Below are 24,715 nucleotides of genomic sequence, written 5' to 3' on the forward strand. Positions count from 1 at the left end.
TGAAGCGGCAATGAAAAATAGCTTGCCAACTGGCGAACTATCGAGCAATAGTTCGCCACATGGAAACCTATTCTCAAACACTCAATCACGCGTTTCACGCCCTCTCCGATCCGACGCGGCGGTATGTCGTGGCTCAGTTGAGCCGTGGACCCGCTTCCATAAAGGAGCTCGCGGAACCGTTTGATATGGGGCTGCCGTCCTTCCTGAAGCACATAAAGGTGCTTGAGACCTCGGGCCTCATCACATCGGAAAAATCCGGACGGGTTAGGACCTGCACGCTCAACAGGGACCAGTTGGCGGCTGCGGAGAAGTGGTTCACCCAGCAACGCGCGAACTGGGAAAGCCGGTATGAGAATCTTGAAACCCTACTGACAGGCATGAACGGATACGACAATGAGACCTGAATTGCAGTTTGATTTCATCGTGGACAGCAGTGCGAGCACCCTCACCATCAAGCGGGAGTTCGCCGCCAGTAAACAGTTGCTTTGGGACTGCCACACAAAAAGTCATTTGCTGGACCGGTGGTTCGCGCCCAAGCCCTTCACGACGAAAACCAAGTCGATGAATTTCCGTGAAGGCGGGCATTGGCTCTATGCGATGGTCGATCCGGGCGGACAGGAATACTGGGGCCGGATGGATTACCAGACGATCAGTCCGACGGATGGTTACACGTTGCTCGACGGGTTCTGCGACGAGACTGGCACGCTGAACCCCGATCTGCCGCGGGCAAGCTGGGACGTCGCCTTCACCGCCTTGCCGGGGCGGACGCTTGTTACAACGATCGTGACCTATGCCAGCCGCGAAGCGCTGCAGCAGGTCATCGGCATGGGGATGCAGGACGGCATGACGTCGACAATGGAGCGACTGGACGAACTTCTCCTGACCCTGGACGCATAGAAGCCTTCGGCGCGCTCATGAGGCAGACCGGGGTTGGGTTCCCATTCGGAGAGACCGAATGAGGGTCCGGCCCCTTCGCCGCGCCCCCGCCTCAAATCGGCTTCTATCAGGCGTGTTCAGTAGGGAGATGACAGGCGCCTTTCTATCCGGTCCCAGACTTGTCGCACTGCTTCTACGATCACCAGATAGGCAGTTGCGGCATAGAAATAGACCTCAAAGTCATAGGTGCGTGAGAAGATCAATCGCGTCTGTCCCATCAGGTCGTAGACAGTGATCACGGATGCGATTGCCGATCCCTTAACAGCAAAAATCAGTTCATTTCCAAACGGCCTCAACGACAACCTGGCAGCCTGGGGCAGGATTATTTTTCGGAATGCGATGGTTTTCCGCAGACCCAATGAGGCCGCGCCTTCCCATTGTCCCTTTGGTACCGCAGCAATAGCCCCTCTGTAGATTTCGAACTGATAGGCGGAACTATTGATGATAAAGACGATCGCGGCCGCAAAGAACGGATCTCGAAACAGCCACCAGAGGCCGATTTCCTCCAGGAGCGGACGGAGGTCGCCAGCCCCGTAGTAAATCAGGAACAGTTGCAGCAGAAGCGGCGTTCCCCGCACCGCATAGCTGTAACAGAACAGGCCGACAGCGACCCTTTTTCCGCCGAAGAGATGCCAGATGGCCAGGGGCAGCGCGATCAGCGCGCCGCCGATGATGGCACATGCCGTTAAAGCCAGCGTGACGAGCAAGCCCGACACCAACCGATCCAGATAGCCTGCTAGAATCGGCCAGTTGGTCTGCGTCAGCGCCGCGACCGCCAGGCCTATGAGTAAGCTGTTGCGCGCCCAAACATATGCCCGCGGGGGCCTTGCGCCGCCGAGGCGCGAGGTTGGAGGGGCATGACCCTTCCGCATCAGGGGGCCGCCGATCCAAACCCGCGATCGGACCAGGACCGAACATGTCCGATCCCGATGGAAGAGAGTACAGCCAGCGACAGGTAGAGTACAAAGGCAACGCAGTAGAAGAACACCGGCTCCACCTCCGAACTCGCGGCAAGCTTGGATTGTCGCAGCAGATCATTCAGCGCGATGATGGAGATCAGTGAGGTGTCCTTCAGGAGGTTCTGCCAAAGGTTTGACAATCCTGGTAACGAAAGGCGCAGCATCTGCGGCCCGGTAATCAGCAGGAATATCTGAAACCGATGCAGCCCGAGTGTCCGGCCTGCCTCACCTTGCCCGGGAGGCAATGCCGCAAAAGCGGCCAGAAAGACTTCAGAGGAAAACGCACCGAAGACCAGGGCAAGGGCAATCAATCCGGCCGCAAACGGGTGTAGTTCCATGGGGCCGAAATCGAGGGACTGACTCAGTGCATTTATCAGGCTCTGGCCGCCATAGTAGATGAGAAACACCGTTAACAGCTCCGGTAGACTTCGGAACGCCGTCGTGAAGCCGATCGCAACATCGCAGGCCAACCAGTTGGACGAACGCCGCATTGCCGCAATTCCGAGACCGGTCAGCATTCCCAGGGGCAGGGTGCAGAGTGCAAGCGCAACCGTGAGGCATAAGCCTGAGACCAACTCGTCTCCCCAACCGGCGCTTCCCCAGGCCAGCAACTCCATCACCCTGTCCCTCCGGCGATCGCCCCGACCTCAATCCCCATAGATGTCGATATCGAAGTACCGGTCATTGATCTCCTTGTAGGTTCCGTCTGCGCGGATCTTCATGATCGCGGCGTCGAACCGCTCCCGCAGAGCGTCATTACCCTTGGCGACCGCTATCGACACGTCCGCGCCATAGACCTCAGGGTCAGGCGGCAGTGCACCAAGCAGCTTGCAGCAGGCGCCATCTTCCGTTTTGAGAAATTCGGAAAGCTCAATCACATCGCCGATCGCCGCGTCGATTCGACCCGAGATCAGATCCGCCCTGATCTCGGCCGGGGTCGGATAGAGGCGAAGGTCGGATTCGACCAAATGCGCCTCGACATAGGCCGCGTCAGCCGTGGACGCGCCGGCACCGATTGTCTTGCCGGCGAGCGCTTCTGCGCTCGGTGCCGCAATGGTACTGTCCTTGGTGACTAGGATTCCGGGCTTGGTCGTATAGTATCTGGCCGTGAAATCGACACTTTTCCGTCGTTCCGGGGTGGCGGCCATCGAGGCGATGACAGCATCGTACTTTCCGGCCATCAGACCCGGAATGATGCCTTCCCAGTCTTGAACGACCAGTTCACATTCCGCGTTCATGGCGGTGCAAAGTGCCTTGGCGATCTCGATATCAAACCCCTGAAGTTTTCCTTCGCTGTCGATCGAACTGAACGGGGGATAGGTTCCGTCGTTCGCTATCCGGATAACTTCCGCGTTCGCCGATCCCGCTGTGACGAGCGTCAGGACGACGGCCACGCTGCTAGTCTTCAACCGCTTTATTAGTGACATGAGCACCCCTCCTTGAATTTGTGGAGGACAGTGGACCCATTCGGGAAGTTTCGCGCAAAGGAGTATCCTGCAAGGCTGCAGTGAGGAGAACTCACAGTCCTATCCTGATTGTTGCGCCTCTCGGCACACCGTCAGAAGGCAAATGAGCTCCTGAAGAATCTGGCAGCCTGCCAAAGAGGTTATCTCGGCATGATCGTAAGGTGTTGATATCTCCACAAGATCGATCCCGACTACGGTCAGTGGCCGGTCCTTGCACCGTGCCCCGAGGCTGCGCAGAAGGCGCAGTATCATTAATGTGGATGGGCCGCCGGGAACCGGCGTACCTGTGCCCGGAGCGCAACTCGGGTCCAGGCAATCGATGTCGAATGTGATGTAGACACGCCTGTTCCGCAGTCGTTCATGGATGAGGTCGGCGATTGCTCCAGGCGGCTCGGACATCAGCCGATCCGGCGCGATGTTGAGACCCCCATCCCCGCTGCTTGCAGTGCGAACGCCAACCCGAACGGTTGAGGCATCGTCGATGGCTCCGCGCGCGAGTGCATGTCCGAACATTGTGCCGTGCTGGGTATCCGGGCCTTCGGTCGTATCGGTATGGGCATCAAACTGAAGCAAGGCGATCGGGGTGTCGCTTTCGTCGGGCACAAGACCGTCCAGGGCGGCCGCGGTGACGTGATGATCGCCGCCAAGGCCAATCGGCACGACATCCTTTGCCGCGCAGTCGCGGTAGAATTGCGTCGCGGCCGTCCGGAAGCTTTTCAGATTTCCGTACTCGAACTCGATGTCGCCAAAATCTGCGACCTTCAAACGGTCGAAGGGATCGAATCCCCACGGCCAGCATTCGCCCCAGGCAAGCTGCGCGCTGCTTTCTCGGATAGACCGCGGCCCGAACCTGGCACCAGCACGGTTCGAGACGGCCAGGTCCATCGGTAACCCAATTACTGCGGCGTCTACAGTCCTGAGGTCCTGCCCGGGGGGCTGTCGAAAGAATGTAAGGGGGCCTGAGAAACTATTGATCATGATTCCAATGTTCCCTTGGTGGTAAGTTTTTACTACTACTCAAGTCAGCTTGCCGCCAATTGGCAACAGACCGCGATTTCTGGATAAATGCTCAGCCTTAACATGAGAAATAGTCATGAAAGAACGCCCGATACCGTCCCTGAATGCCCTTCGCAGCTTTGACGCAACCGCACGGCATTTCAGTCAAACAAAGGCCGCGGATGAGCTTTGCGTGACGCCTTCGGCCGTCTCCAAACAGATCGCGCTTCTGGAGGAGTATTTCGGTTTCGCTCTGTTCGAGCGTGAGCAGAGAGGTATCCGGCTTACGGAGAGGGGCGCGAAATGTGCACGCGTGACAACGCAGGCCTTCAGCCAGCTATCGCGCGAGCTTCAGAAAATCATGCAGCCGACGGAAGCCCCGCTTCGAATATTGTGCGATCTCGACTTCGCGCAGTTGTGGCTTCTGCCCCGGCTAGACCGGTTTCGCCGCGCCCATTCCGGCGTGACTTTGGACATCTCCGTGGAAGTCGATGCCGTGGAAGCTTCGGCCGACCACGATTGCGTTCTGTTCTGGGGACAACGGTCGTGGGGCAGCAGCATCATGATCGAGCCGGTTTTCCTGAACTCGGTGTTTCTCGTCGCCGCTCCGGAAAGCGAGGCGAAACACCGCTTTCTCACATCTCCATCCGAACTGCGCGATTCAGACTTGATCAACGACCGTACGCCGGGATGGTGGGAGCGGTTCTGCGTTGAGAGTGGATTAAGCCATCTCAACCCGCACAACGCGCCTACCTATCCGACGACCGCCATGTGCATGGAGGCGTGCGCTCTGGGGTTCGGGTTGGCTGTGGCGGATGAAGTGACGTCACGCAGCTACCTTGAGCAGGGGCGGGTTGAGATCTTGGCGGATCTCAAAATACAGACCTCGGATGCCTACTATGCCGCTTGGCGCTACGAAGCCGGCAAGGACAGCCGAATCGACACGTTTCGAAACTGGATCCTTGAGGAGGCTGAACTGCATCGCCGCTGGATGATAGGCGCTTGGGACCACCATTTCGCGGGCGCTTCAGGGGCCGATTAACCTGAATCGGTAGCGCCGACTGCGAAGAGGGCACCTCGCGTTTCAGCCGGCGCGTTCCGCATGCCTCAGGTGGCGGTGGCCATCTGGCCGGTCTCATATGTCTCAAGACAGTCATCCCGGACCGGGGTGACCGGGGTCAGGTCCCTGTGGTGCTTGTAGTCGGGGCGCTTGTATGAGGTCAGGGCGTTGGCGACCGGATTGACGATCAGGGAGAAGATGCCCCGGTCCCAGGGCGACATGTTGTTGGGCGAACCGTGGATCAGCGTGTCGTGGAAGATCAGGACCGTGCCGGGACCGCCCTTGGCCGACACGATGGTCGACTTCGAGATCGTTTCGCGGACCCGGTCGATATCCGTCACCCAAAGTGGATAGCTGGTGGTTCTGTCGTCCAGCCATGCAGCATGCTCCGGGCCCTTGTGGGAGCCGGGGACGAAATAGAGCGGACCATTGAACTCGTTCACCTCATCCAGGAGGATGTGCAGGTTGATCGCCTCGGGGCGCGGGACGCCGTCCTCGCCGTGATGGGTCGCGAAATCGGTGTGCCACTGCCAGATCTCGCCGGAGAAGGCGGCCTTCACATTGACCTTCACCTGTTGAATGTAGAACGGCTGCCCGAGGATCTGCCGCGCCGGTTCGATCAGGCGGGGGTGACGCGCCAGATCCGCGAAAAGCGGATCGCGCAGGTGCAGCCCCATCGCGGTCCGGACCGCCCCCGACCCGCGTTCGATGACGTTCGCCTCGCAGGTTTCCGCGAAAAGGCGGGGCAGGCGGGAGCGGATCGTGGCGACCTCCCGGACGGAGAAGACATCCGGCAGGACGAGGAAACCGTCCTGGTTCAGTTGTGCACGCTGTTCGTTTGAGAGCTTCACGCCGCGGTTCCCTGATTGGCATTCCCTTGGATCGATGATTGACGCGGACGCCGTCGCGGACAATGAGTATTATCTGACCAATGGTATGGAAAAACTAAACGATGAAACGCGCGTTGCCGCCCCTGAGGGCGGTCCAGTATTTCGAGCGGGCGGCGGAGCGGGAGAATTTTTCTTCCGCGGCTGAGGATTTGTCCGTCTCGAAGGGATCCATCAGTCAGCAGGTCCGGCTGCTTGAGGCCTATCTGGGCGTACAACTGTTTAGAAAATCCGGCCGCAGAGTTGCGCTGACCGATGCCGGCCGCCGCTACCACTCGGCGGTGCGTAACGCCTTGAACATCCTGGAGGCGGAAACCGAACGGACCGTCGGGTCGCGCCAGCGCGCGACGCTTCGGATCACGGCGCTTCCCGCCTTCGCGTCGGTCTGGCTGGTCCCGCGCCTGGACGAATTTCAGAGACTCTATCCCCATCTCGATATCGAAATCTCGGCCGATGCGGAGATCGTCGATTTCAACCGGTCGGACGCGCAGGTCGGCATTCGCTATGGCGGGCCCCGTTCGGCGGACCTCAACATCCGCTCCCTGGGTACGGATACGCTGGTGCCGGTCTGCGCGCCGTCCTATCGCGACCGGATGGCGCTGGCTGAGCCCGGGGACCTGAACCGGTGCCGGTTGCTGCATGACACCTATTGGCGGGACGATTGGCGCCGCTGGCTCGCCGCAGCCAACGCGGAAGAATGCGGCGGGCGGGACAGCCAGTTCTACACCCATTACAGCATGGCCATCGATGCCGCGCGGGCTGGAGCCGGTGTTGCAATGGGCCACGAGATGCTGATCGAAGGACCTCTGACGCGGGGCGATCTGGTGCGCGTCTTTGATTTGAGGATACCGGCGGAAGAGGCCTATTCTGTGGTGATCCCGGAGCGGGCACGCCATCTGGACTATGTTCGAAAGTTCCGGGATTGGCTGCTGGCGGCGGTGGTCGGGCAGGGCGATACCTGACCGGTGTTTCCGGGATCCGCCTTATTTCCTTGAATATTGCGTTTGAACCACTATTTTAGGGACACGTTTTGAAGTCGCTTTAGTGATCATGATTATCCGCTAGCCGGACGACCAAGTTTCCTTCTCCGACAATTCGAGCGTGCCAAGATCCGCAGCATTCGGCGCGGATCGTACAATCTGTCGTGAAAGGAATAGTCATGACCACGGGTACCGTAAAATGGTTCAACGCCACCAAAGGCTTCGGCTTCATTCAACCGGAAGACGGCTCGAACGATGCGTTCGTGCATATCAGCGCCGTCGAGCGCTCCGGCCTGAGTGACCTGGTGGAAGGCCAGCGCGTGAAGTTCGAACTGATCGCAGGCCGGAACGGTAAAATGGCGGCTGAAAATCTGTCTCTGGCGGATTGACGGTCCGGGGCGGCCCTCGGCCGCCCCAACCATCCCAGTTGCCGGTCGCGATGACCGGTACATCAAGAAAGGAAGTAGAGTTTAGAATGAGTTCGGAAGCACAGTTTTTGGTAAGGTACGGTCTTCAGAATTTCGTCAACTTTTCGAAATCCGGCAATCAATGCCATTTCGCGATCGACGGAACCGAAGACCGCATGATGATCGATCACGCTGCCTCAATCATTACAGAGATGTATGGCGCGGAATCCGATATTCGGATTACCTGATCGAACCTGAGCGGGCGCGCCGCGCTCCGTTCAAAACAGACAGACAGGACGGATGCGCCGTTTCACGACGGCGCATTTGCTGTATCTAGGGCCCGAAAACTGCCACCAGGTGCGGAATGCAGAGCTACGATGTCATTGTACTGGGGGCCGGTGCGGCCGGGTTGATGTGCGCCGCCGTCGCGACGCGGCGTGGCCGACGGGTGCTGGTGCTCGATCATGCCAAGAAGCCGGGCGAGAAGATTCTGATCTCCGGCGGTGGGCGGTGCAATTTCACCAATCTGGATGTCACGCCGGCGAATTTCCTGTCGCGCAATCCGCATTTCTGCAAATCGGCCCTGAAGCGCTATACGCAGTACGATTTCATCGACCTCGTCGAACGCTACCGCATCGCCTATCACGAAAAGGACCATGGGCAACTGTTCTGCGACCGGTCGGCCAAGGACATTGTCGCCATGCTGCTGGCGGAAGCCGACGGCGCGGACGTTCGCACCCGCACAGCCATCCAGGCGGTGTCCCGGCCCGATCTGGAGACCCGGGCCTTCCGCGTTGAGACGGATGACGGGATTTTCGAGGCGGAGTCACTGGTCATGGCGACCGGCGGGCCGGCCATACCGCAGATGGGGGCGACCGGCTTTGCCTATGACGTCGCCCGCCAGTTCGGGCTCGGCATCGTCGAACCCCGGGCCGGGCTGGTGCCGTTGACCTTCGATGCGGAGACCCTTGGGCAACTGGAGGGGCTTTCCGGTGTGGCGGTCGATGCATCGGCGGTCCTGGACAAGACCCGTTTTGACGAGGCGCTGCTGTTCACGCATCAGGGGTTCAGCGGTCCGGTGATCCTGCAGATTTCTTCCTACTGGCGGGAAGGCGACACTCTGACCATCGACATGCTGCCCGGGCGCGATGCATTTGCGCTGCTGAAGGACGCCAAGCAGTCCGCTGCCAGGCGGGAAATCCAGACCGTCCTGGCCGACATGCTGCCGAAACGGCTGGCCCAGCGCATTGCGGAGATCGTCGGCCTTCAGGGCCGCATGGCGGAACTGTCGGACAGGAACCTGGAACGCGCGGCGGAACGCATCAACGCCTGGCAGGTGACACCCAGCGGGTCGTTGGGGCTGAAAAAGGCGGAAGTCACGCTGGGCGGGGTCGATACCGACGGGCTGTCGTCAAAAACCATGGAAGTGAAAACCGTTCCCGGCCTCTTCTTCATCGGCGAGGCGGTGGACGTGACCGGTCATCTGGGCGGCTTCAATTTCCAATGGGCCTGGGCCTCGGGCCATGCCTGCGGCGAGGTCGCGTGACGCCTGAAACATCGTCACTGGTCGGCCCCCAGTTCCACCGCCGCCTTGTATCCGCTGTAGACCGCCGTGGCGATGATCCCGGGGGCGTCGCAATCCCCGACCCGGGACAGTCCCTTCGGCGCGCCGACATCCCCCCTTTCGACCGATGACTTCAGGGCACGATATAGGTCGTCATTCGGCTCCCGTCTGGTCAGGGGAACGACCCAATCCGACGGAATGACCTCTGCGCGCCCGCTGAAGATGCAGGCTGCAATGCAATGGTCGGGCTCGATTCGCTCCAGCGTCCGGTTGGTGACGATATCGACGCCGGCCTCCATCAACGCAGAGGCAGTTTCGAACTGTTCGTTCGTATAGCCGCCCCAGGTTGCCGGGCGCCCCGCCGGTGTCATGAGGGTGACCGCATTTCCTTTCGACCGGAGCAGCAGCGCCAGGATCGACCCGAGGTAATAGTGATCGTCGTCATAAATCACGACCGGTCCTTCCGGCGGTGTCGCGCCCTGCAGCAGTTGATCGGCGGAGACGACGGAGGCGCCGGCCGCCGCCGGTATCGGGGCATCGCGATGGCGGCTGATCCCGTCGGTCACCCATTTCGCGCCGGTGGCCGTCAGGACATGGTCCGCACCGACGGCCAGGACATCGTCGACCGACATGGGGCTTTCCCGGAAGATTTCGACATTCGGTAGTTTCTCGATCTGTCCCAGACGCCAGTCGCGGACCCGCGCCCATTCAGCCAGGCCGGGCAGGCGGCTTTCCTGGGTGACACGACCGCCCAGATCACGCCCGGCCTCCGCCAGCATCACGTCGAACCCGCGCTGGCCCAGGACCCGCGCCGCTTCCAGCCCCGCCGGTCCGGCACCGACGATCAGAACTCGCTCATTGCGGCGGGCAGGGGGCACCCGTTCCGGATGCCAGCCGCGCCGGTGTTCCTCCCCCATGGTCGGGTTCTGGGTGCAGCGGATCGGCACCCCCAGCGTGTTATGGGCGTAACAGACATTGCACCCGATGCATTCACGAATATCTTCGACCCGTCCTTCCTCAATCTTCTTAGGGAGGAACGGATCGGCGATGGAGGGGCGGGCCGCGCCGATCATGTCCTGAACGCCGGACCGGACGACGCGCGCCATCGTGTCGGGCGATGTAAAGCGACCGACCGCCGCGACCGGCCTTGTCGTCAGGGACTTGGCATGGGCGACGCTGGCCTCCAATGCGCCTTCCCGGACAAATCGGGACGCCCCCATCTCGATGCCATAATCATGGACGGTCAGATCCCAGAGATCCGGGTCTTCGGCCATCATGGCGAAAGCATCCATGCTCTCCGGGTCGGAGAGGTCCGCGGTGAAACGGACGGCCAGGGCGGCCTTGTCCCGGATTGCCTCGCGGGTCTCCGCGATCAGTTCGCGGACGATGCGAAGTCGGTTCTCCAGCGTCCCGCCATATTCGTCCGTTCGGGGGTTGGTTTCCGGATTCAGGAATTCCGACAGCAGGTAGCCGTGCGTCGCGTAGACGTAGACGATGTCGAACCCGGCCTCGACCGCCCGGAGGGCGGCGTCGCGCTGCCATTTCAGGACATTGCGGATATCCTCCCGATCCAGCGGGCGGCACTGAAAGGGATGCAGCAGGTCCGTATTGGTCGACGGGCGACTGCGCAGCCCCAGGCTGGGCTCCCGGCTTGCCATGTTGGCGATGTAATTGCCCCCGATCCACAGTTCCGCACCCGCCAGCGCACCATGTTCATGGACGGCCTCCGTCATCAGGGCATTGGCCCGGATGTCCTCGCTGTTCCAAAGACGGGCATAGGGATAGGCACCGTCATCGGAACTCTCGTGGACGGAACAGTATTCGGTGCAGACGACACCCCAGCCCCCCTCGGCCTTGGCGCCGCGCATCGCGGCCAGCGTTCTCGGACGCTGCCAGCCCATGCCGGTGCAATGGGGCACCTGATAGAAACGGTTCTTCGCGGTGACGGGACCGATCCGAATGGGATCGAACAGAACATCGTAGCGTGCGTCTCGCATGGCTTCCCCCGGTTGGTCCCTGTCGCTATGCACAATAATCCAGGATGAGGATGGTGGCGCAATATTTATCTGAGCAGTTATTTAAACAAAAGAATTGCGGCGGAACTCTTCGGGACCGGGATCGAGCCACGGCAATGGAGGACGGCGGGCCTGCCGTCTGGACAAGAACGGGTATCGTCGCTAACTAACCCCTTCCGCTCCGCCGGAGCGAGAAGAGGTATGTAAGGACCGAGAAACATGACGAGCGCCAACGACATTCGCGCCAAGTTCCTGGACTATTTTGCGCAGAACGGCCATCAGGTCGTCGACAGTTCCCCGCTGGTGCCGCGCAACGATCCGACATTGATGTTCACCAATGCCGGCATGGTCCAGTTCAAGAACGTGTTCACCGGTCAGGAACACCGCGACTACAACCGCGCCGCCACCTCCCAGAAATGCGTGCGCGCCGGCGGCAAACACAATGACCTTGAGAATGTCGGCTATACCGCGCGCCACCACACCTTCTTCGAAATGCTGGGGAATTTTTCCTTCGGCGACTATTTCAAGGATCGGGCGATCGAACTGGCCTGGAACCTGGTGACCAAGGAATACGGTCTGCCGGAAGACAAGCTGCTGGTCACCGTGTTCTCCGAAGACGACGAAGCGTTCGATCTCTGGAAGAAGATCGCCGGTCTGCCCGAAAGCCGGATCATCCGTATCCCGACGTCGGACAATTTCTGGCAGATGGGCGACACGGGCCCCTGCGGCCCGTGTTCGGAAATCTTCTTCGATCACGGCGACAAGATCCCGGGCGGTCCTCCGGGCAGTCCGGATGAGGACGGAGATCGGTTCATCGAGATCTGGAATCTGGTCTTCATGCAGTTCGAGCAGATCGAACCGGGCAACCGGATCAATCTGCCGAAGCCGTCGATCGATACCGGCATGGGGCTGGAGCGCATTTCCGCGGTGCTGCAGGGCAAGCACAACAACTACGATATCGACACGATGCGGGCGATCATCGAGGCGTCGTCCGACCTGACCAGTGTAGACCCCGACGGCGCGCAATCGGCCAGCCACAAGGTCATTTCCGATCATCTGCGCGCATCGTCCTTCCTGATCGCGGACGGCGTGCTGCCGTCGAACGAAGGACGTGGCTACGTCCTGCGGCGGATCATGCGCCGCGCCATGCGCCATGCCCATATGTTGGGCGCGAAGGATCCGCTGATGCACCGCCTGGTGCCCGTGCTGGTCAAGCAGATGGGCGGCCATTTCGAGGAGTTGCGCCGGGCCGAAGCGTTGATCACCGAGACGCTGAAGCTGGAGGAATCCCGCTTCAAGACGACGCTGGATCGGGGGCTGAAACTGCTGGACGACGAAACGGCGGGTCTGCCGGAAGGGGGCGTACTGTCGGGCCGCGTGGCGTTTACGCTATACGACACCTACGGCTTCCCGCTGGACCTGACCCGGGACATCCTGCGCGGTCAGGGCCGCACGGTGGACGAAGCCGGTTATGAAGAGGCCATGGCCGAACAGAAGGCCAAGGCGCGCAAGGCCTGGGCCGGATCCGGCGAGGCGGCGACCGAAACCGTCTGGTTCGATCTCAAGGAACAGGTCGGTGCTACGGAGTTCTTCGGGTATGAGACCGAAAAGGCCGAAGGGGTGGTCGCGGCCCTGGTCAAGGACGGCAAGCCGGTCGACAGCCTCTCCGAGGGCGACAGTGCCATCCTGATCGCGAACCAGACGCCGTTCTATGGTGAAAGCGGTGGTCAGATGGGCGATCATGGCACCCTGATTTCGGCGGACGGCGCGGTCTTCACCGTGACCGATACCCAGAAGAAGCTGGGCGACATGCATCTGCATATCGGGACGCTGGAGAAGGGCAGCCTGAAAGTCGGCGAGGCCCTGGAAATGCTGGTGGATGGCGACCGCCGCACACGGCTTCGCGCCAATCATTCGGTGACCCATCTGGCGCATGAGGCCCTGCGCCGCGTGCTGGGCGATCACGTCACCCAGAAGGGCTCCCAGGTCGGGGCTGACAGCATGCGTTTCGACTTTGCCCACCCGAAAGCGATGTCCGAAGAGGAGATCGATCAGGTTGAACGTCTTGTGAATGCGCAGATTCGGATGAATGAACCTGTCGTGACGCGCCTGATGACGCCGGACGAGGCGATCAAGGCCGGGGCACTGGCACTGTTCGGGGAGAAATACGGCGAGGAAGTCCGTGTGGTCTCCATGGGCGGGCCGGAAGGCGACCTGGGGCATGTCTATTCGACCGAACTGTGCGGTGGGACCCATGTGCGTCGCACAGGCGATATCGGCCTGTTCAAGATTGTCAGCGAAGGGGCCGTCGCTGCCGGCGTGCGCCGGATCGAATGCCTGACGGGGCAGGCGGCGCTTGACTATCTGACCGGCCAGGACAGCCGCGTGCGCGCCGCGGCGGCGGCGCTGAAGGTGCGTCCGGTCGACTTGGAAGAACAGGTGGAAGCGTTGCTGCAGCAGCGCAAGGCCTTGCAGCGCGAAGTCTCGGAACTGACCCGGAAGCTGGCCGCGGGCGGCGGCGGTGGCGCGTCCGGCGCACCGGAAGCCAAGGAAATTTCCGGTATCAAGTTTGCCAGCCGCGTGCTGGACGGTGTCAGCCCCAAGGAGTTGAAGCCGCTGGCCGATCAGCTGAAGACCCAGATCGGTTCCGGCGTCGTCACGGTCATCGCGGTCAATGACGGCAAGGCCTCGGTCGTGGTCGGCGTAACCGACGACCTGACCGGTCGCTACGACGCGGTGCAGCTTGTCCGGACCGCCGCCGAAGCTATGGGCGGTAAGGGCGGCGGCGGCCGACCCGACATGGCCCAAGGGGGCGCCCCGGACGGCAGTCAGGCGGCAAATGCGGTCGGCGCCGTCGAAGCGGCGCTGGGCTGAGTCACCGGACGGAAATTTGACCTGCGGTTGCGGGCTGGCTTAGGCTTCTCCCTTCCAATTCGGGGAGAAGACGGATGCGCATGTCCAAGCTTGCTGTTTTGTCCGTTGGCATTTTGACATTCGGTGTGTTCTCGGGGCCGGTTTCGGCCGAGGATTTGACGGTGGAATTCGCCGATGCGGCCTGGACCGGGGATCGCATTCCCGACGGCCAGCACTGCAAGAAATTCGGGGGGAAGGGGGCGACGCCGCCATTGAGGATTTCCGGCATTCCGCCTGAGGCCAATGCCATCGTTGTCGAGTTCAACGACCGCAGTTTCCAGAAGCTTTCCTATGATGGTGGCCACGGCAAGATCGGCTTCATGATCGAGCCGGGCATGGGCGAAGCGATGCTACCGGCGGTGCCGGGCGGTACGGACGACATGCCCGATGGCGTCTGGCTGGAGAAAAAGAACCGTGCGACCGGCGCCTGGTATTCCGACGGCTATCTGCCGCCCTGTTCCGGTGGGCGGGGCAACACCTACGAGGCCGAGGTGTTTGCCGTGATCAAGGACGGCGAGGACTACGACGAGGTCGCGGAAGGCGAAATACGGCTTGGCCGGTACTGACACGGGCTGTTGCCCGCGCCGGGAACGCCTTAATACCGGTAGGACAGGCTCAACGCGCCGAATTTGTCGATGCGATCCTGCGTGTCAAATTCCTTGCTGCGGACAACATAGGTGTAGGTGAGGCGCAGGTCTTCGAACTGGAGGGCAATGCCGGTCTGGAAATCGGCAACGAGGATCTTCTTGTCGACGCTCTGGCTGTCTTCGAACGTGTTGCCGTCCAGGAAGATGTTGCGTCCGACAACCCGGCCGCCGACGCTGGCGAAAGTGTACCAGTTGAACCCGTCTGAGGCGCGGACATAGGCGCTTCCGGGCAGGCTGGGGCGGATGCGGGGCGGGCCCAGATCCGTCGTCAGGTCGCCGCCGATGCGCAGGGTCGCGCCGCCGGAAAGGTAGGTTGCCACATTGCCGAGGGCAAAGCCGGCATTGGGCACGAAATCCGCCGACAGTCCGGCGCCCAGATCGGCCTCCCAGATCTGGCGGGCATGTTCGTAAATCAGGGTAAATCCCGGCTCGTTTTCCAACTGGTTGTCCCAACCTCGCGGCTCTTCGAATCCGAAGGTATCGTGCCAGTTTTCCTGGGTCCATTCGGCGCCCGAAGCCGGTCCGACGACCCCGATTTCCAGCACGACGGAATCGCTTTGCGTTGCGTCCGGCGAGACCGCAATCAACCCGCCGCTGACATAGAGCCAGCCGGCATAGGGTCGGTCATAGGGGCGTGGGTTGGGGTCGCTGATATTGTCCGGAGTATAGATGTTCTGTCCCAGACTGTAGGTCGCACGGGCGCGGGCGCCTTCCGGCCAGAAAGGGATCAGGCCGGCAATGAAACCGACCGGCTCGTCGGTTTCAGGGACGTATTCGCGGGTCGTGTAGGTGACCTTCGTGCCGTGGGTGAAGTGACGATCCGTTCCGGTCGCAAACAGGTCGTTCTCGATCATGAAGCTGAAGGTGCCGCGGTCGTCCGGCGCCTCCTCGGCGACGGCGGTTGAGACGCCAACAACAGCGGCCGCGAGCAGGAGGCCAAACGAAGTCACAGCGGATTTCATGAAACTGCTTTCCGACACGGTTGCGCGGCCCCTAGTATGGCCCAAATCTAGGTAAGTCCATGCAAGAGATATGCAAGGTTATGGTGGAACTCACAACAGCCAATCATTGGGGCAGTTATAGGGCGGTGATGCGGCAAGGTCGCGTCGAGGAACTGAAGCCCTTGGTGGACGGTGACGATGTGTCCGACATGTCGGCATCAATCCTCGACACGCTGGATTGCCCGGCCCGGATCAAGCGTCCGGCAATCCGGAAGAGCTGGCTCGAAGACGGGCCCGGCACAGCCGGATTGAAGCGCGGTGCCGAGCCCTTTGTCGAGGTCGACTGGGACACGGCGCTGGACCTGTTCGCGGGTGAGGTCGACCGGGTGCGCAAGACCCACGGAAACGAGGCGATCTATGCCGGGTCCTACGGCTGGGCAAGTGCCGGGCGCTTTCATCATGCCCAGAGTCAGATCCATCGCTTCTACAACATGGCCGGCGGCTATGTGAAATCGGTCAACGCTTATTCCTACGCGGCGGCGGAGGTAATCCTGCCGCATGTCATCACCAATCTGCGCCACACCATGGTCCAGGCGCCGAGTTGGTACGAAATCGCGGAACATACCGACGTCATGCTGGCTTTCGGCGGTCTGCCGCTGAAGAACGCGCAGATTCAGAACGGCGGTGTCGGCATCCATACGGCGCGCGACTGGATGCGCAAGCTGGGTGAAGGCTCGGGCCGATTCATCGGTATTACGCCGGTTCGCGATGACATGGCGGACGAGTTGGGTGCGGAATGGGTGCCAATCCGGCCGAACACGGATCTGGCCCTGATGCTGGCACTCGCCTACTGTCTGGAGACATCGGGCCGGGCCGACCGGGCCTTCCTGGATCGCTACTGCACCGGCTATGACAGGTTCAGGCCCTATCTTCTGGGTGAAACGGATGGCGTTGCGAAAACGCCGGCCTGGGCGGCGGACATCACCGGCATGCCCGTCGATACGATCAACGACCTGGCGGAAGCCCTGTCCGGCGGCAGGGTGCTGATCTCCCTGTCCTGGTCGCTGCAGCGGTCGGACCGCGGAGAGCAGCCCTATTGGATGGGCGTTGTCCTGGCTGCCATGCTGGGGCAGATCGGTCTGCCGGGCGGCGGCATCGCCATTGGCCTGGCGGCGGAGCATGGCAATGGCAACCCGGAAGAGCAGATGCGCTGGGCCGCCGTACCCAGCGGGCGCAATCCGGTAGACGCGTTCATCCCTGTCGCCCGAATTGCCGACATGCTGCTGAATCCCGGGGGGACCTGCGACTACAACGGGCGGACCATTACCTATCCGGATATCAAGCTGGTGCATTGGGCCGGCGGCAATCCTTTCCATCACCATCAGGACCTGAACCGTCTGCGCCAGGCCTGGGCCAGGCCGGAAACGGTCGTGGTGCAGGAGATCTTCTGGAACCCGATCGCCCGCCACGCCGATATCGTGCTTCCGGTCACGACGCCTCTGGAACGCAACGACATCGCCGTGAACCAGATGGATGCCTGGGCCGTTGCAATGAAGAAGCTGATCGATCCGGTTGGCGAGGCGCGCAACGACCATGACATCCTGCGCGGCGCGGCGGCACGGCTGGGATTCGAGGACGCCTTCACTGAAGGGCGGGACGAGACCGAATGGCTGCGCGATATCTGGGACCGCAGCCGTCAGGAAGCCGGCCGGGTTGGGCAGGAACTGCCTTCCTTCGATGAGTTCTGGGAAATGGGCAGCCACAAACTGTCCGGCGGGCCCTATGTCCGCCGGTTCCTGGGGGAGTTCCGGGACGATCCCGAACGCAACCGGCTGAAGACGCCGTCCGGCAAGATCGAGATCTATTCTGAGACCATTGCCGGGTTCGGCTATGAGGAAATTGCCGGACATCCGACCTGGCAGGCCCCCTATGAATGGCTGGGCGGCGAAACGGCGGCGGTCTATCCGCTCCACCTGATTTCCAATCAGCCCAAGTCGCGCCTTCACAGTCAGCTGGATGCCGGCGCCGGGAGCCGGCGCACGAAGATCGGTGGCCGGGAGCCGATGCGCATGAACCCGGCGGATGCGGTCGCACGGGGCATTTCCGAAGGCGATGTGGTCCGGGTCTACAACGACCGGGGCGCCTGTCTGGCCGGGGTCGCCCTGGATGACGGTATCATGCCGGGCGTGGTGCAACTGGCGACCGGGGCCTGGTATGATCCCGACGCACCGGACCTGCCCGACAGCCTGGACCGGCATGGCAACCCCAATGTGTTGACCGCCGATCGCGGCACGTCCCGCCTGGCGCAGGGGCCCAGCGCCCATACCTGCCTGGTCGAGGTTGCCCCCGCAAATGGGGAGCTGCCCGCGGTCCGCGCCTTCGAGCCGCCGGAATTTTCCGGGACAGAGGTGTAACGGTCGTCACGGACAGGATTGCTTCTATGGTATAGTTAACGTCTCTGTTTGTGATCGATTCCGAAGGAGGGACGTCCGCCAATGGCCGTCCAGTACAAGAGTTTCCGCGATCGCGGAGTCTATGTCGGCTTTCAGGGGCGCGCCGTGGAAATGCTGCGTTGCCGATCTCCACGAGACCCGGAGTTCGGCGATTTCGAAGCCATCGTTCCCAATTTCGGTGGGACCGACATGGGCCGCGTGTCCAATGATCTGGTCATGCCGTTTCGGGATGTGCCCAACTGGTCCGATCTGATCGGCCGCGACAAGCTGCTGCATGAACGGGTGTCCTATTCCTATTCCGACCGGCAGGGGCACCTGGACCCGATCACGATCCGGGATATGCGCCTGCAGGCGGACCTGGAAGCTGGGGATGAGCGGGACAAGCGGCTGGCGGAGAATGAAATCAGCATCAGCCGCCTGGATATCCAGAATGCCTTTCTGGAAATTCTTGCCATGTTCGGACGCAAATATGCCGAGATCAAGGGAGAGGCCGACCTGAAGTCGGTCAACCGGCAGATCCTGATGTCGCTGTCCGAAAACAGTCCGAAGGATATGCTGCACCTGGTCCGAATCATCGTCGGGGCCGTTGTTTCCGGGGCATCGATCAGCCGCGACGAGCTGCAGGGGCGGCTGGACACCCTGGCGGATTATGCCGCGCCGATCTGTTCGCTGGTGACCGAGGACGAGACGCGGTCCGTCGGGTTTCTGAGCCGCCAGATGAGCTTGCTGGAGCAATTGCGGGACGGTGTCGCCGAATATTGCAGCGTCCAGCGTATCGAGGAGGTGATGGAGGCCGGACGCGTCGTGGTCTTCAATCTGGATACCTTCATCGAATACACGACGGAACGCGCCCACACCATCAAGGCGGCGGTGCTCGACGATCGCTATTACCTGAACAACAAGAAATACGAGGGTTTGCTGAAGCTGATCCGGGACGAACGGGTCAAGATATCCTTCGCCCTGGACGGTTGGGCAGGTCATGCAACCCGCTGGCTGAGTGTCGCGGAGGACGACGTGTCGGCACGCAACGCGGTCCTGACCTTCATCCTGCGTCAGATGCCGGCGCCGCCGCAGGAATTGGACGATTTCGTCGAACGCAAGTTCGGGGGGCAGAATCCGATGAGCATGCGCGGGCGGATCGTGAAGGAAATGCATTCCTGGATGGATGATTCCCTCGACCAGGAGATCTATCGCCGCGTCATGCATGTCCGCACCGGCGTCGATCCGCTGGCCGATCGCATGCGACCGGCAACGCCGGATCTGCAGCGGGCGATCAAACGCGCGATTTCCGCGACGAGCTGAGGCGGCCCATGATCGAATGGCGTGACGAGGCGATCCTGCTCTCGACCCGGCGGCATGGCGAGAATGCGCTTATCCTCACCGTGCTGACCCGGGAGCGGGGGCGCCATGCGGGATTGGTCCGCGGCGGCCAGTCACGCAAGCTCAAAGGCGCCTTGCAGACCGGGAACCGAATCGCCGTCAATTGGCGTGCTCGACTGGAGGACCAGCTCGGCAGCATGACCGTGGAACCCGTCCATGGCTATGCCGCATTGCTGATGGATCACCCGGGCAAGCTGCTGGCGATGGGCGCTGCCGTGGGCCTGGTCGAAGCGGCCTTGCCCGAACGGGAACCTCATCCGGACCTTTTTGACAGTCTGGACGCATTGATGGTCGCGCTTGATGGCCCCACATGGGCAGAAACCTATGCACGTTGGGAGATCGGTTTGCTTGCGGAACTGGGATTTGGCCTGGACCTGACTTCCTGCGCCGCGACCGGCGTGACGGAGGATTTGCGCTATGTCAGCCCCAAAACCGGCCGCGCCGTGTCGGCGGAGGCTGGGGCACCCTATCGCGACAAGCTGCTGAATCTGCCAAGTTTTCTGATCGGACGCGGAAATACGGGACCGGAGGCATTGGCCGAGGCCATGACGACAACCGGATACTTCCTGGACAGGCATGTCTTCGACGTGATGGGGCGACCCGTACCCGACGCGCGGACACGCCTGCACGACCGGTTTCGGTCAGGGCGGGGGTCGGCATGATCCGTTCCGGCGATTTTGGTAAGAACTGGCGCAGGGTCGCGGCGGCCCTGGCACTTGCCGCCGGACTGGTCGCCTGGCCCGGCATGATCTCCGCGCATCCTCATGTCTGGGTTACGGCCCTTGCCTTCATGGGGTTTGAGGAAGGCCGTCTGGTGAAGATCCGGATGCAGTGGGCGTTCGACGAGTTCTTCAGCGCCGTCCTGTACGAGGACTTCGACAGGAATCGCAATGGCAGCTTCGAAGAATCGGAAATCGATGCAATGCGTCAGGGTGCATTCAATGGTCTGGGTGAAGTCGGTTTCTTCACGGATCTGCGTGTCGACGGCAGACAGGTCGATTGGAACGGGGCGGAGGATTTCGGCATCGCGGTATCCACCGATGGCCGCATCGTGTCCTACAGTTTCACACTGACCCTGCCTGAGCCCGTTGATCCGGTTCAGGAACCTGTGACCCTGTCGATCTACGACCCCGAATACTATGTCGCCATGGACTTCATCCAGGACCGGCCCTTGAGGTTTCGCGGGAATGGCGGAACCGATTGCGCCTATGCCTTCGAAGAGGCGGACGACAATCCCATCTATTTCGGCGCCGTCTATCCGATCCGCGCCGTTCTGTCCTGTGTGAGGGAAGGCGCCTGATGCGGAGAATGTCGGTTTCGGGGCTGTGTGCGGCCCTGATGGTGGTGGTGCAGGCCGGTTCGGCGCATGCGGCCGGTCTTTTGGGAGATCGTGGCAATCCCCCGTCGGAGGACTGGTCGGCCTGGCTTCCCGAACCACTGCAGGAAGTACTTCGCTGGATTGTCACGCAGCAGGCCTGGTTTGCGGCGGCGCTGCGGGACGCGGTCGCGGCCTATCGCGATGGGGATACGATTGCGCCGGCGTTGACGCTGGTCGGCATGTCCTTCGCCTATGGCGTTTTCCATGCTGTCGGACCCGGTCACGGCAAGGCGGTCGTCACCAGCTATTTCATGGCACGGGAAAGCGCGATCCGGCGCGGTCTGGCGATGGGATGGCTGATCGCCGGAATTCAGGCGCTGGTCGCAATCCTGCTGGTCGGCGTTCTGGGATGGCTGCTCGATTTCAGCCGGCTGGCCCTCCTGGACAGCATGCCTCTGGTGGAAACGGCTTCATACGGGCTTGTCGCAGTCCTTGGGGCGGGCATGGTCTGGGCCGCCCTGACCGGCCGTGAATGCGGTCACGATCACGGCGGCACCAGCGGAGGACATGGCCATAAGCACCATCATGACCATCATCACAATGACCATGAAGGGGGTGGCCACGGTCATGGAGGCGGATGCCAGCACCCTCACCACCATCATGATGCGCATGACCTCGTTTCTGAGGTTCCCCAGGGCAACAGGCTGGAATTCGTGGGCGCGGCCCTTGTGTCCGGGATGCGTCCCTGCACGGGCGCGTTGATCGTACTGCTGTTCGCCTTGGCAAACGGCATCTTCCTGATCGGGGCCCTGGCGACCCTGGCGATGGGAGTCGGGGTGGCCCTGACCGTTTCTGGCGTCGGCATCGCCGCGATCCTGGCGCGCCGCGGGATCATCGGTCTGTCGGGCATCGGGGGAGGTCGCCGCATCGGCGTACTTGCCCTCGTGCCGCGCATTCTGTCGGTCCTGGGATCGGTCGCGGTACTGCTGATCGGGTTGCTGCTACTTGCCGGGGCGTTGCAGCGCGGTTTCTGATCGAAGAAAAGGCCGCCTCCCGGTCGGGAAGCGGCCTTTCCAAAGCGGAAATCCTGAAGGTATCAGCTTTCGCTTTTCTGGCTCTGATCGCCGGTCTTCGTAACCGACGTCATCTGGTCGTCGCTCTTGGCCGCGTGGGACCCCGTGCAACCGGCAAGGGCCGCACCCGACAGAACGGTTCCGAACGCCAGAACCGAGGCCGCCGCCAGGATTTTCATGCTCTTAGACACGGGATCACCTCCTTTCATCAGTTTCGCCTGAGCGAAATTGTAATGCCGATTGTGTCCTAATCAAGGCGTTGCTTGAAATGAAATGTCGCACGTTGCAGGCGGATGGGTCGTTGCGACTCCGTATTCAGTTTACACGGCGAAGTGACTCGCCTACCGTTTCTGCGATTTTCGGGATGGGGGCCCGACGGTGACGCAGCCCTTTTCGCCACACTGGCGCGACGGTTGCGGACTCCAAAGCGGCTGGCCCCGATTTCGAATTCGGGTGCAACGTAGAAGTAAAATACACAACACACGTCTTCCCGATTTTAAATAAGACCATGCACCGGGTCGCAGTCGGTTTCGGCCGGTCGCGATCACAAAAACAAAGAAGAGGACAGGGGGGGACGCAGCGAAAAGGGAACGAAACGTCCAATGGAATACGCAGTTATCGGATGCGGCGTGTTGGCGGTCCTATATGGCGCCGTCACGTCGAAAAGCATCCTGGGCATGAGTGCCGGAAATGAGAGGATGCAGCAGATCGCGGGCGCCATTCAGGAAGGGGCGACCGCCTACCTGAACCGCCAGTACACCACGATCGGCATTGTCGGTATCGGTGTCGCGGTTATCCTGGGGCTCGCCCTGGACATGGTCAGCGCGATCGGCTTCCTGATCGGTGCCATCCTGTCCGGCGTGGCGGGCTATATCGGGATGAATATTTCGGTGCGCTCCAATGTCCGGACGACGGAAGCCGCCCGTCAAAGCCTCGCCTCGGGCCTGTCCGTGTCTTTCAAGGCGGGTGCGGTTACGGGCATGCTGGTTGCTGGGCTCGCCCTGCTGGCCATTGCAGGCTACTACGTCGCCCTGTCGGCACAGTTCGACGTCGGGGATCCGGCGCAATCCAAGGACATCATCAACGGCCTGGTCGGTCTGGCCTTCGGTTCCTCGCTGATTTCCATCTTCGCACGTCTCGGCGGCGGAATCTTCACCAAGGGTGCGGATGTCGGCGCGGATCTCGTCGGTAAGGTCGAGGCCGGAATTCCGGAAGACGACCCCCGCAATCCGGGCGTGATCGCGGACAATGTGGGTGACAATGTCGGCGACTGTGCTGGCATGGCGGCCGACTTGTTCGAAACTTATGTCGTGACGGTCGGGGCGACGATGGTGCTGGCGCTGATCTATGGCGTCACCGGTGTCGCGATGGCCGATTTCCTGCTGTATCCGATGGCAATCTGCGGTGTCTGCCTCGTCGCCTCCATCATCGCGACGTATTTCGTGCGTGTCGGCAGCGGCAACAACATCATGGGGGCGCTCTACAAGGGCTTCTTCGGATCCGCCGTCATCTCCGCGATCCTGATCTATCCGATCACGGAATATGTCCTCGGCATGGGGACGGAAATGACGGTCAACGGCCGGGTGTTCACCGGCTTGGACCTGTTCCTTTGCGGTATCGTCGGACTGGTGCTGACGGCGCTGATCGTTTGGGTGACCGAATACTACACCTCCACCAGCTTCCGCCCGGTCAAGTCGGTCGCACATGCGTCCGAAACCGGCCATGCCACCAACGTCATCCAGGGGTTGGCGATCTCGATGGAAGCGACCGCCGTCCCGGCGATCCTGATCTGCATCGCGATCGTCGTGACCTATGCCCTGGCCGGCCTGTTCGGCATCGCCATCGCGGTGACCACGATGCTGGCGCTGGCCGGCATGGTCGTCGCGCTGGATGCCTACGGTCCTGTCACGGATAATGCTGGCGGCATCGCGGAAATGGCGGAACTGGACGACAGCGTTCGCAACACCACCGACGCTCTCGACGCGGTCGGCAACACGACAAAGGCCGTCACCAAGGGCTATGCGATCGGTTCGGCCGGTCTCGGCGCGCTGGTGCTGTTCTCGGCCTATACGGCGGACCTGGATCGGTACTTCTCCGATCTGACGGTGAACTTCTCGCTGTCGAACCCGTTCGTCGTGGTCGGTCTGCTGCTCGGCGGCCTGCTGCCCTATCTGTTCGGCGCCATGGGCATGACCGCGGTCGGACGCGCCGGTGCGGCGGTCGTGGTTGAGGTTCGGCGTCAGTTCAAGGAACTGCCGGGCATCATGGAAGGCACGACCAAGCCGGAATACGGCCGTTGTGTCGACATGCTGACGAAACGGGCGATCAAGGAAATGATCATCCCGTCCATGCTGCCGGTGCTGAGCCCGATCGTGCTCTACTTCATCGTCAATGCTGTGACCACGCAGGCGAATGCCTTCGCGGCCGTCGGGGCGATGCTGCTGGGCGTGATCGTCACGGGCCTGTTCGTCGCGATCTCCATGACCGCGGGCGGCGGCGCCTGGGACAATGCCAAGAAGTACATCGAAGACGGCAATCACGGTGGCAAGGGATCCGAGGCTCACAAGGCCGCGGTGACCGGCGATACGGTCGGCGATCCTTACAAGGATACGGCCGGGCCCGCTGTCAATCCGATGATCAAGATCACCAATATCGTGGCGCTGCTGCTGCTCGCAGCCCTGGCCCACTAATACCGGTCACCTGACCGAAAAGCAGAAACC

Annotated in this window: 22 protein-coding genes; 14 read left to right on the forward strand and 8 right to left on the reverse strand. The window is 61.6% G+C overall.

Translation table 11 applies throughout. The features are described 5' to 3' along the window. Nucleotides 1-59: 59 nt before the first annotated feature. Nucleotides 60-404 (forward strand): metalloregulator ArsR/SmtB family transcription factor, encoded by a 345-nt coding sequence (locus R8L07_17205; protein ID MDW3207281.1) that lies wholly within the window; start codon nt 60-62, stop codon nt 402-404. Then, on the forward strand, nt 394-897 hold the full coding sequence (locus R8L07_17210) for an SRPBCC domain-containing protein (GenBank protein MDW3207282.1): 504 nt from the start codon (nt 394-396) through the stop codon (nt 895-897). Before R8L07_17205 ends, R8L07_17210 begins: the two co-directional genes overlap by 11 nt. 116 nt (nt 898-1,013) lie before the next feature. Here the strand turns inward: R8L07_17210 and R8L07_17215 are convergent, their stop codons facing one another. The 4 genes from R8L07_17215 to R8L07_17230 all read right to left on the reverse strand — a co-directional run bounded on the left by R8L07_17215 (nt 1,014) and on the right by R8L07_17230 (nt 4,339). Then, the gene (locus R8L07_17215; protein ID MDW3207283.1) at nt 1,014-1,808 is read right to left on the reverse strand and encodes an ABC transporter permease subunit; all 795 of its coding nucleotides are present in this window, start codon (nt 1,806-1,808) and stop codon (nt 1,014-1,016) included. Continuing rightward, nucleotides 1,808-2,512: an ABC transporter permease subunit gene (locus R8L07_17220; protein ID MDW3207284.1), complete on the reverse strand. Its 705-nt coding sequence runs from the start codon at nt 2,510-2,512 to the stop codon at nt 1,808-1,810. Before R8L07_17220 ends, R8L07_17215 begins: the two co-directional genes overlap by 1 nt. 30 nt (nt 2,513-2,542) lie before the next feature. Continuing rightward, nucleotides 2,543-3,322 (reverse strand): transporter substrate-binding domain-containing protein, encoded by a 780-nt coding sequence (locus R8L07_17225; protein ID MDW3207285.1) that lies wholly within the window; start codon nt 3,320-3,322, stop codon nt 2,543-2,545. Nucleotides 3,323-3,421: 99 nt separating this feature from the next. Then, on the reverse strand, nt 3,422-4,339 hold the full coding sequence (locus R8L07_17230) for an arginase family protein (protein MDW3207286.1): 918 nt from the start codon (nt 4,337-4,339) through the stop codon (nt 3,422-3,424). A 115-nt stretch (nt 4,340-4,454) separates the two neighbouring features. On the opposite strand from R8L07_17230, the gene R8L07_17235 reads away from it, so the two are divergent. After that, nucleotides 4,455-5,399: a LysR substrate-binding domain-containing protein gene (locus R8L07_17235; protein MDW3207287.1), complete on the forward strand. Its 945-nt coding sequence runs from the start codon at nt 4,455-4,457 to the stop codon at nt 5,397-5,399. Between the two features lie 65 nt (nt 5,400-5,464). On the opposite strand, the gene R8L07_17240 is transcribed toward R8L07_17235, so the two are convergent. Beyond that, nucleotides 5,465-6,268 (reverse strand): phytanoyl-CoA dioxygenase family protein, encoded by an 804-nt coding sequence (locus R8L07_17240; GenBank protein ID MDW3207288.1) that lies wholly within the window; start codon nt 6,266-6,268, stop codon nt 5,465-5,467. A gap of 101 nt (nt 6,269-6,369) precedes the next feature. Between R8L07_17240 and R8L07_17245 the strand changes: the two genes are divergently transcribed. The 3 genes from R8L07_17245 to R8L07_17255 all read left to right on the forward strand — a co-directional run bounded on the left by R8L07_17245 (nt 6,370) and on the right by R8L07_17255 (nt 9,237). Continuing rightward, the gene (locus R8L07_17245; GenBank protein ID MDW3207289.1) at nt 6,370-7,266 is read left to right on the forward strand and encodes a LysR substrate-binding domain-containing protein; all 897 of its coding nucleotides are present in this window, start codon (nt 6,370-6,372) and stop codon (nt 7,264-7,266) included. Between the two features lie 197 nt (nt 7,267-7,463). Further along, entirely contained in the window at nt 7,464-7,673 is a 210-nt protein-coding gene (locus tag R8L07_17250) for a cold-shock protein (protein MDW3207290.1), read from the forward strand. Between the two features lie 382 nt (nt 7,674-8,055). Then, a complete protein-coding gene (locus tag R8L07_17255) occupies nt 8,056-9,237 on the forward strand; it encodes an NAD(P)/FAD-dependent oxidoreductase (protein MDW3207291.1) in 1,182 nt (393 codons plus the stop codon). 14 nt (nt 9,238-9,251) lie between these two features. On the opposite strand, the gene R8L07_17260 is transcribed toward R8L07_17255, so the two are convergent. Then, nucleotides 9,252-11,252, reverse strand: a complete 2,001-nt coding sequence (locus R8L07_17260) for an FAD-dependent oxidoreductase (protein MDW3207292.1) — start codon at nt 11,250-11,252, stop codon at nt 9,252-9,254. Between the two features lie 237 nt (nt 11,253-11,489). On the opposite strand from R8L07_17260, the gene alaS reads away from it, so the two are divergent. Then, entirely contained in the window at nt 11,490-14,144 is a 2,655-nt protein-coding gene (gene alaS, locus R8L07_17265) for an alanine--tRNA ligase (GenBank protein MDW3207293.1), read from the forward strand. A gap of 80 nt (nt 14,145-14,224) precedes the next feature. Then, complete coding sequence (locus R8L07_17270; protein MDW3207294.1) at nt 14,225-14,749, forward strand: hypothetical protein; 525 nt, start codon at nt 14,225-14,227, stop codon at nt 14,747-14,749. 29 nt (nt 14,750-14,778) lie between these two features. On the opposite strand, the gene R8L07_17275 is transcribed toward R8L07_17270, so the two are convergent. Further along, complete coding sequence (locus R8L07_17275) at nt 14,779-15,792, reverse strand: lipid A deacylase LpxR family protein (protein ID MDW3207295.1); 1,014 nt, start codon at nt 15,790-15,792, stop codon at nt 14,779-14,781. Nucleotides 15,793-15,872: 80 nt separating this feature from the next. Between R8L07_17275 and R8L07_17280 the strand changes: the two genes are divergently transcribed. The 5 genes from R8L07_17280 to R8L07_17300 all read left to right on the forward strand — a co-directional run bounded on the left by R8L07_17280 (nt 15,873) and on the right by R8L07_17300 (nt 21,956). Then, nucleotides 15,873-18,185 carry a molybdopterin-dependent oxidoreductase gene (locus tag R8L07_17280; protein ID MDW3207296.1) on the forward strand — a complete coding sequence of 771 codons (2,313 nt, stop codon included), beginning with the start codon at nt 15,873-15,875 and terminating at the stop codon, nt 18,183-18,185. An 81-nt stretch (nt 18,186-18,266) separates the two neighbouring features. Next, on the forward strand, nt 18,267-19,526 hold the full coding sequence (locus tag R8L07_17285; protein MDW3207297.1) for a hypothetical protein: 1,260 nt from the start codon (nt 18,267-18,269) through the stop codon (nt 19,524-19,526). 8 nt (nt 19,527-19,534) lie between these two features. Continuing rightward, the gene (gene recO, locus R8L07_17290; GenBank protein ID MDW3207298.1) at nt 19,535-20,266 is read left to right on the forward strand and encodes a DNA repair protein RecO; all 732 of its coding nucleotides are present in this window, start codon (nt 19,535-19,537) and stop codon (nt 20,264-20,266) included. Next, entirely contained in the window at nt 20,263-20,904 is a 642-nt protein-coding gene (locus R8L07_17295; GenBank protein ID MDW3207299.1) for a DUF1007 family protein, read from the forward strand. Before recO ends, R8L07_17295 begins: the two co-directional genes overlap by 4 nt. Next, complete coding sequence (locus R8L07_17300) at nt 20,904-21,956, forward strand: high frequency lysogenization protein HflD (GenBank protein MDW3207300.1); 1,053 nt, start codon at nt 20,904-20,906, stop codon at nt 21,954-21,956. Before R8L07_17295 ends, R8L07_17300 begins: the two co-directional genes overlap by 1 nt. A gap of 62 nt (nt 21,957-22,018) precedes the next feature. Here R8L07_17300 and R8L07_17305 read toward each other — a convergent pair whose 3' ends face one another. Further along, complete coding sequence (locus R8L07_17305; GenBank protein ID MDW3207301.1) at nt 22,019-22,186, reverse strand: hypothetical protein; 168 nt, start codon at nt 22,184-22,186, stop codon at nt 22,019-22,021. A 411-nt stretch (nt 22,187-22,597) separates the two neighbouring features. On the opposite strand from R8L07_17305, the gene R8L07_17310 reads away from it, so the two are divergent. Further along, on the forward strand, nt 22,598-24,685 hold the full coding sequence (locus tag R8L07_17310) for a sodium-translocating pyrophosphatase (protein ID MDW3207302.1): 2,088 nt from the start codon (nt 22,598-22,600) through the stop codon (nt 24,683-24,685). Nucleotides 24,686-24,715 lie beyond the last annotated feature (30 nt).

It is taken from the genome of Alphaproteobacteria bacterium (assembly GCA_033344895.1).
In the GTDB taxonomy this organism is placed as follows: domain Bacteria; phylum Pseudomonadota; class Alphaproteobacteria; order UBA8366; family Aestuariispiraceae; genus Pacificispira.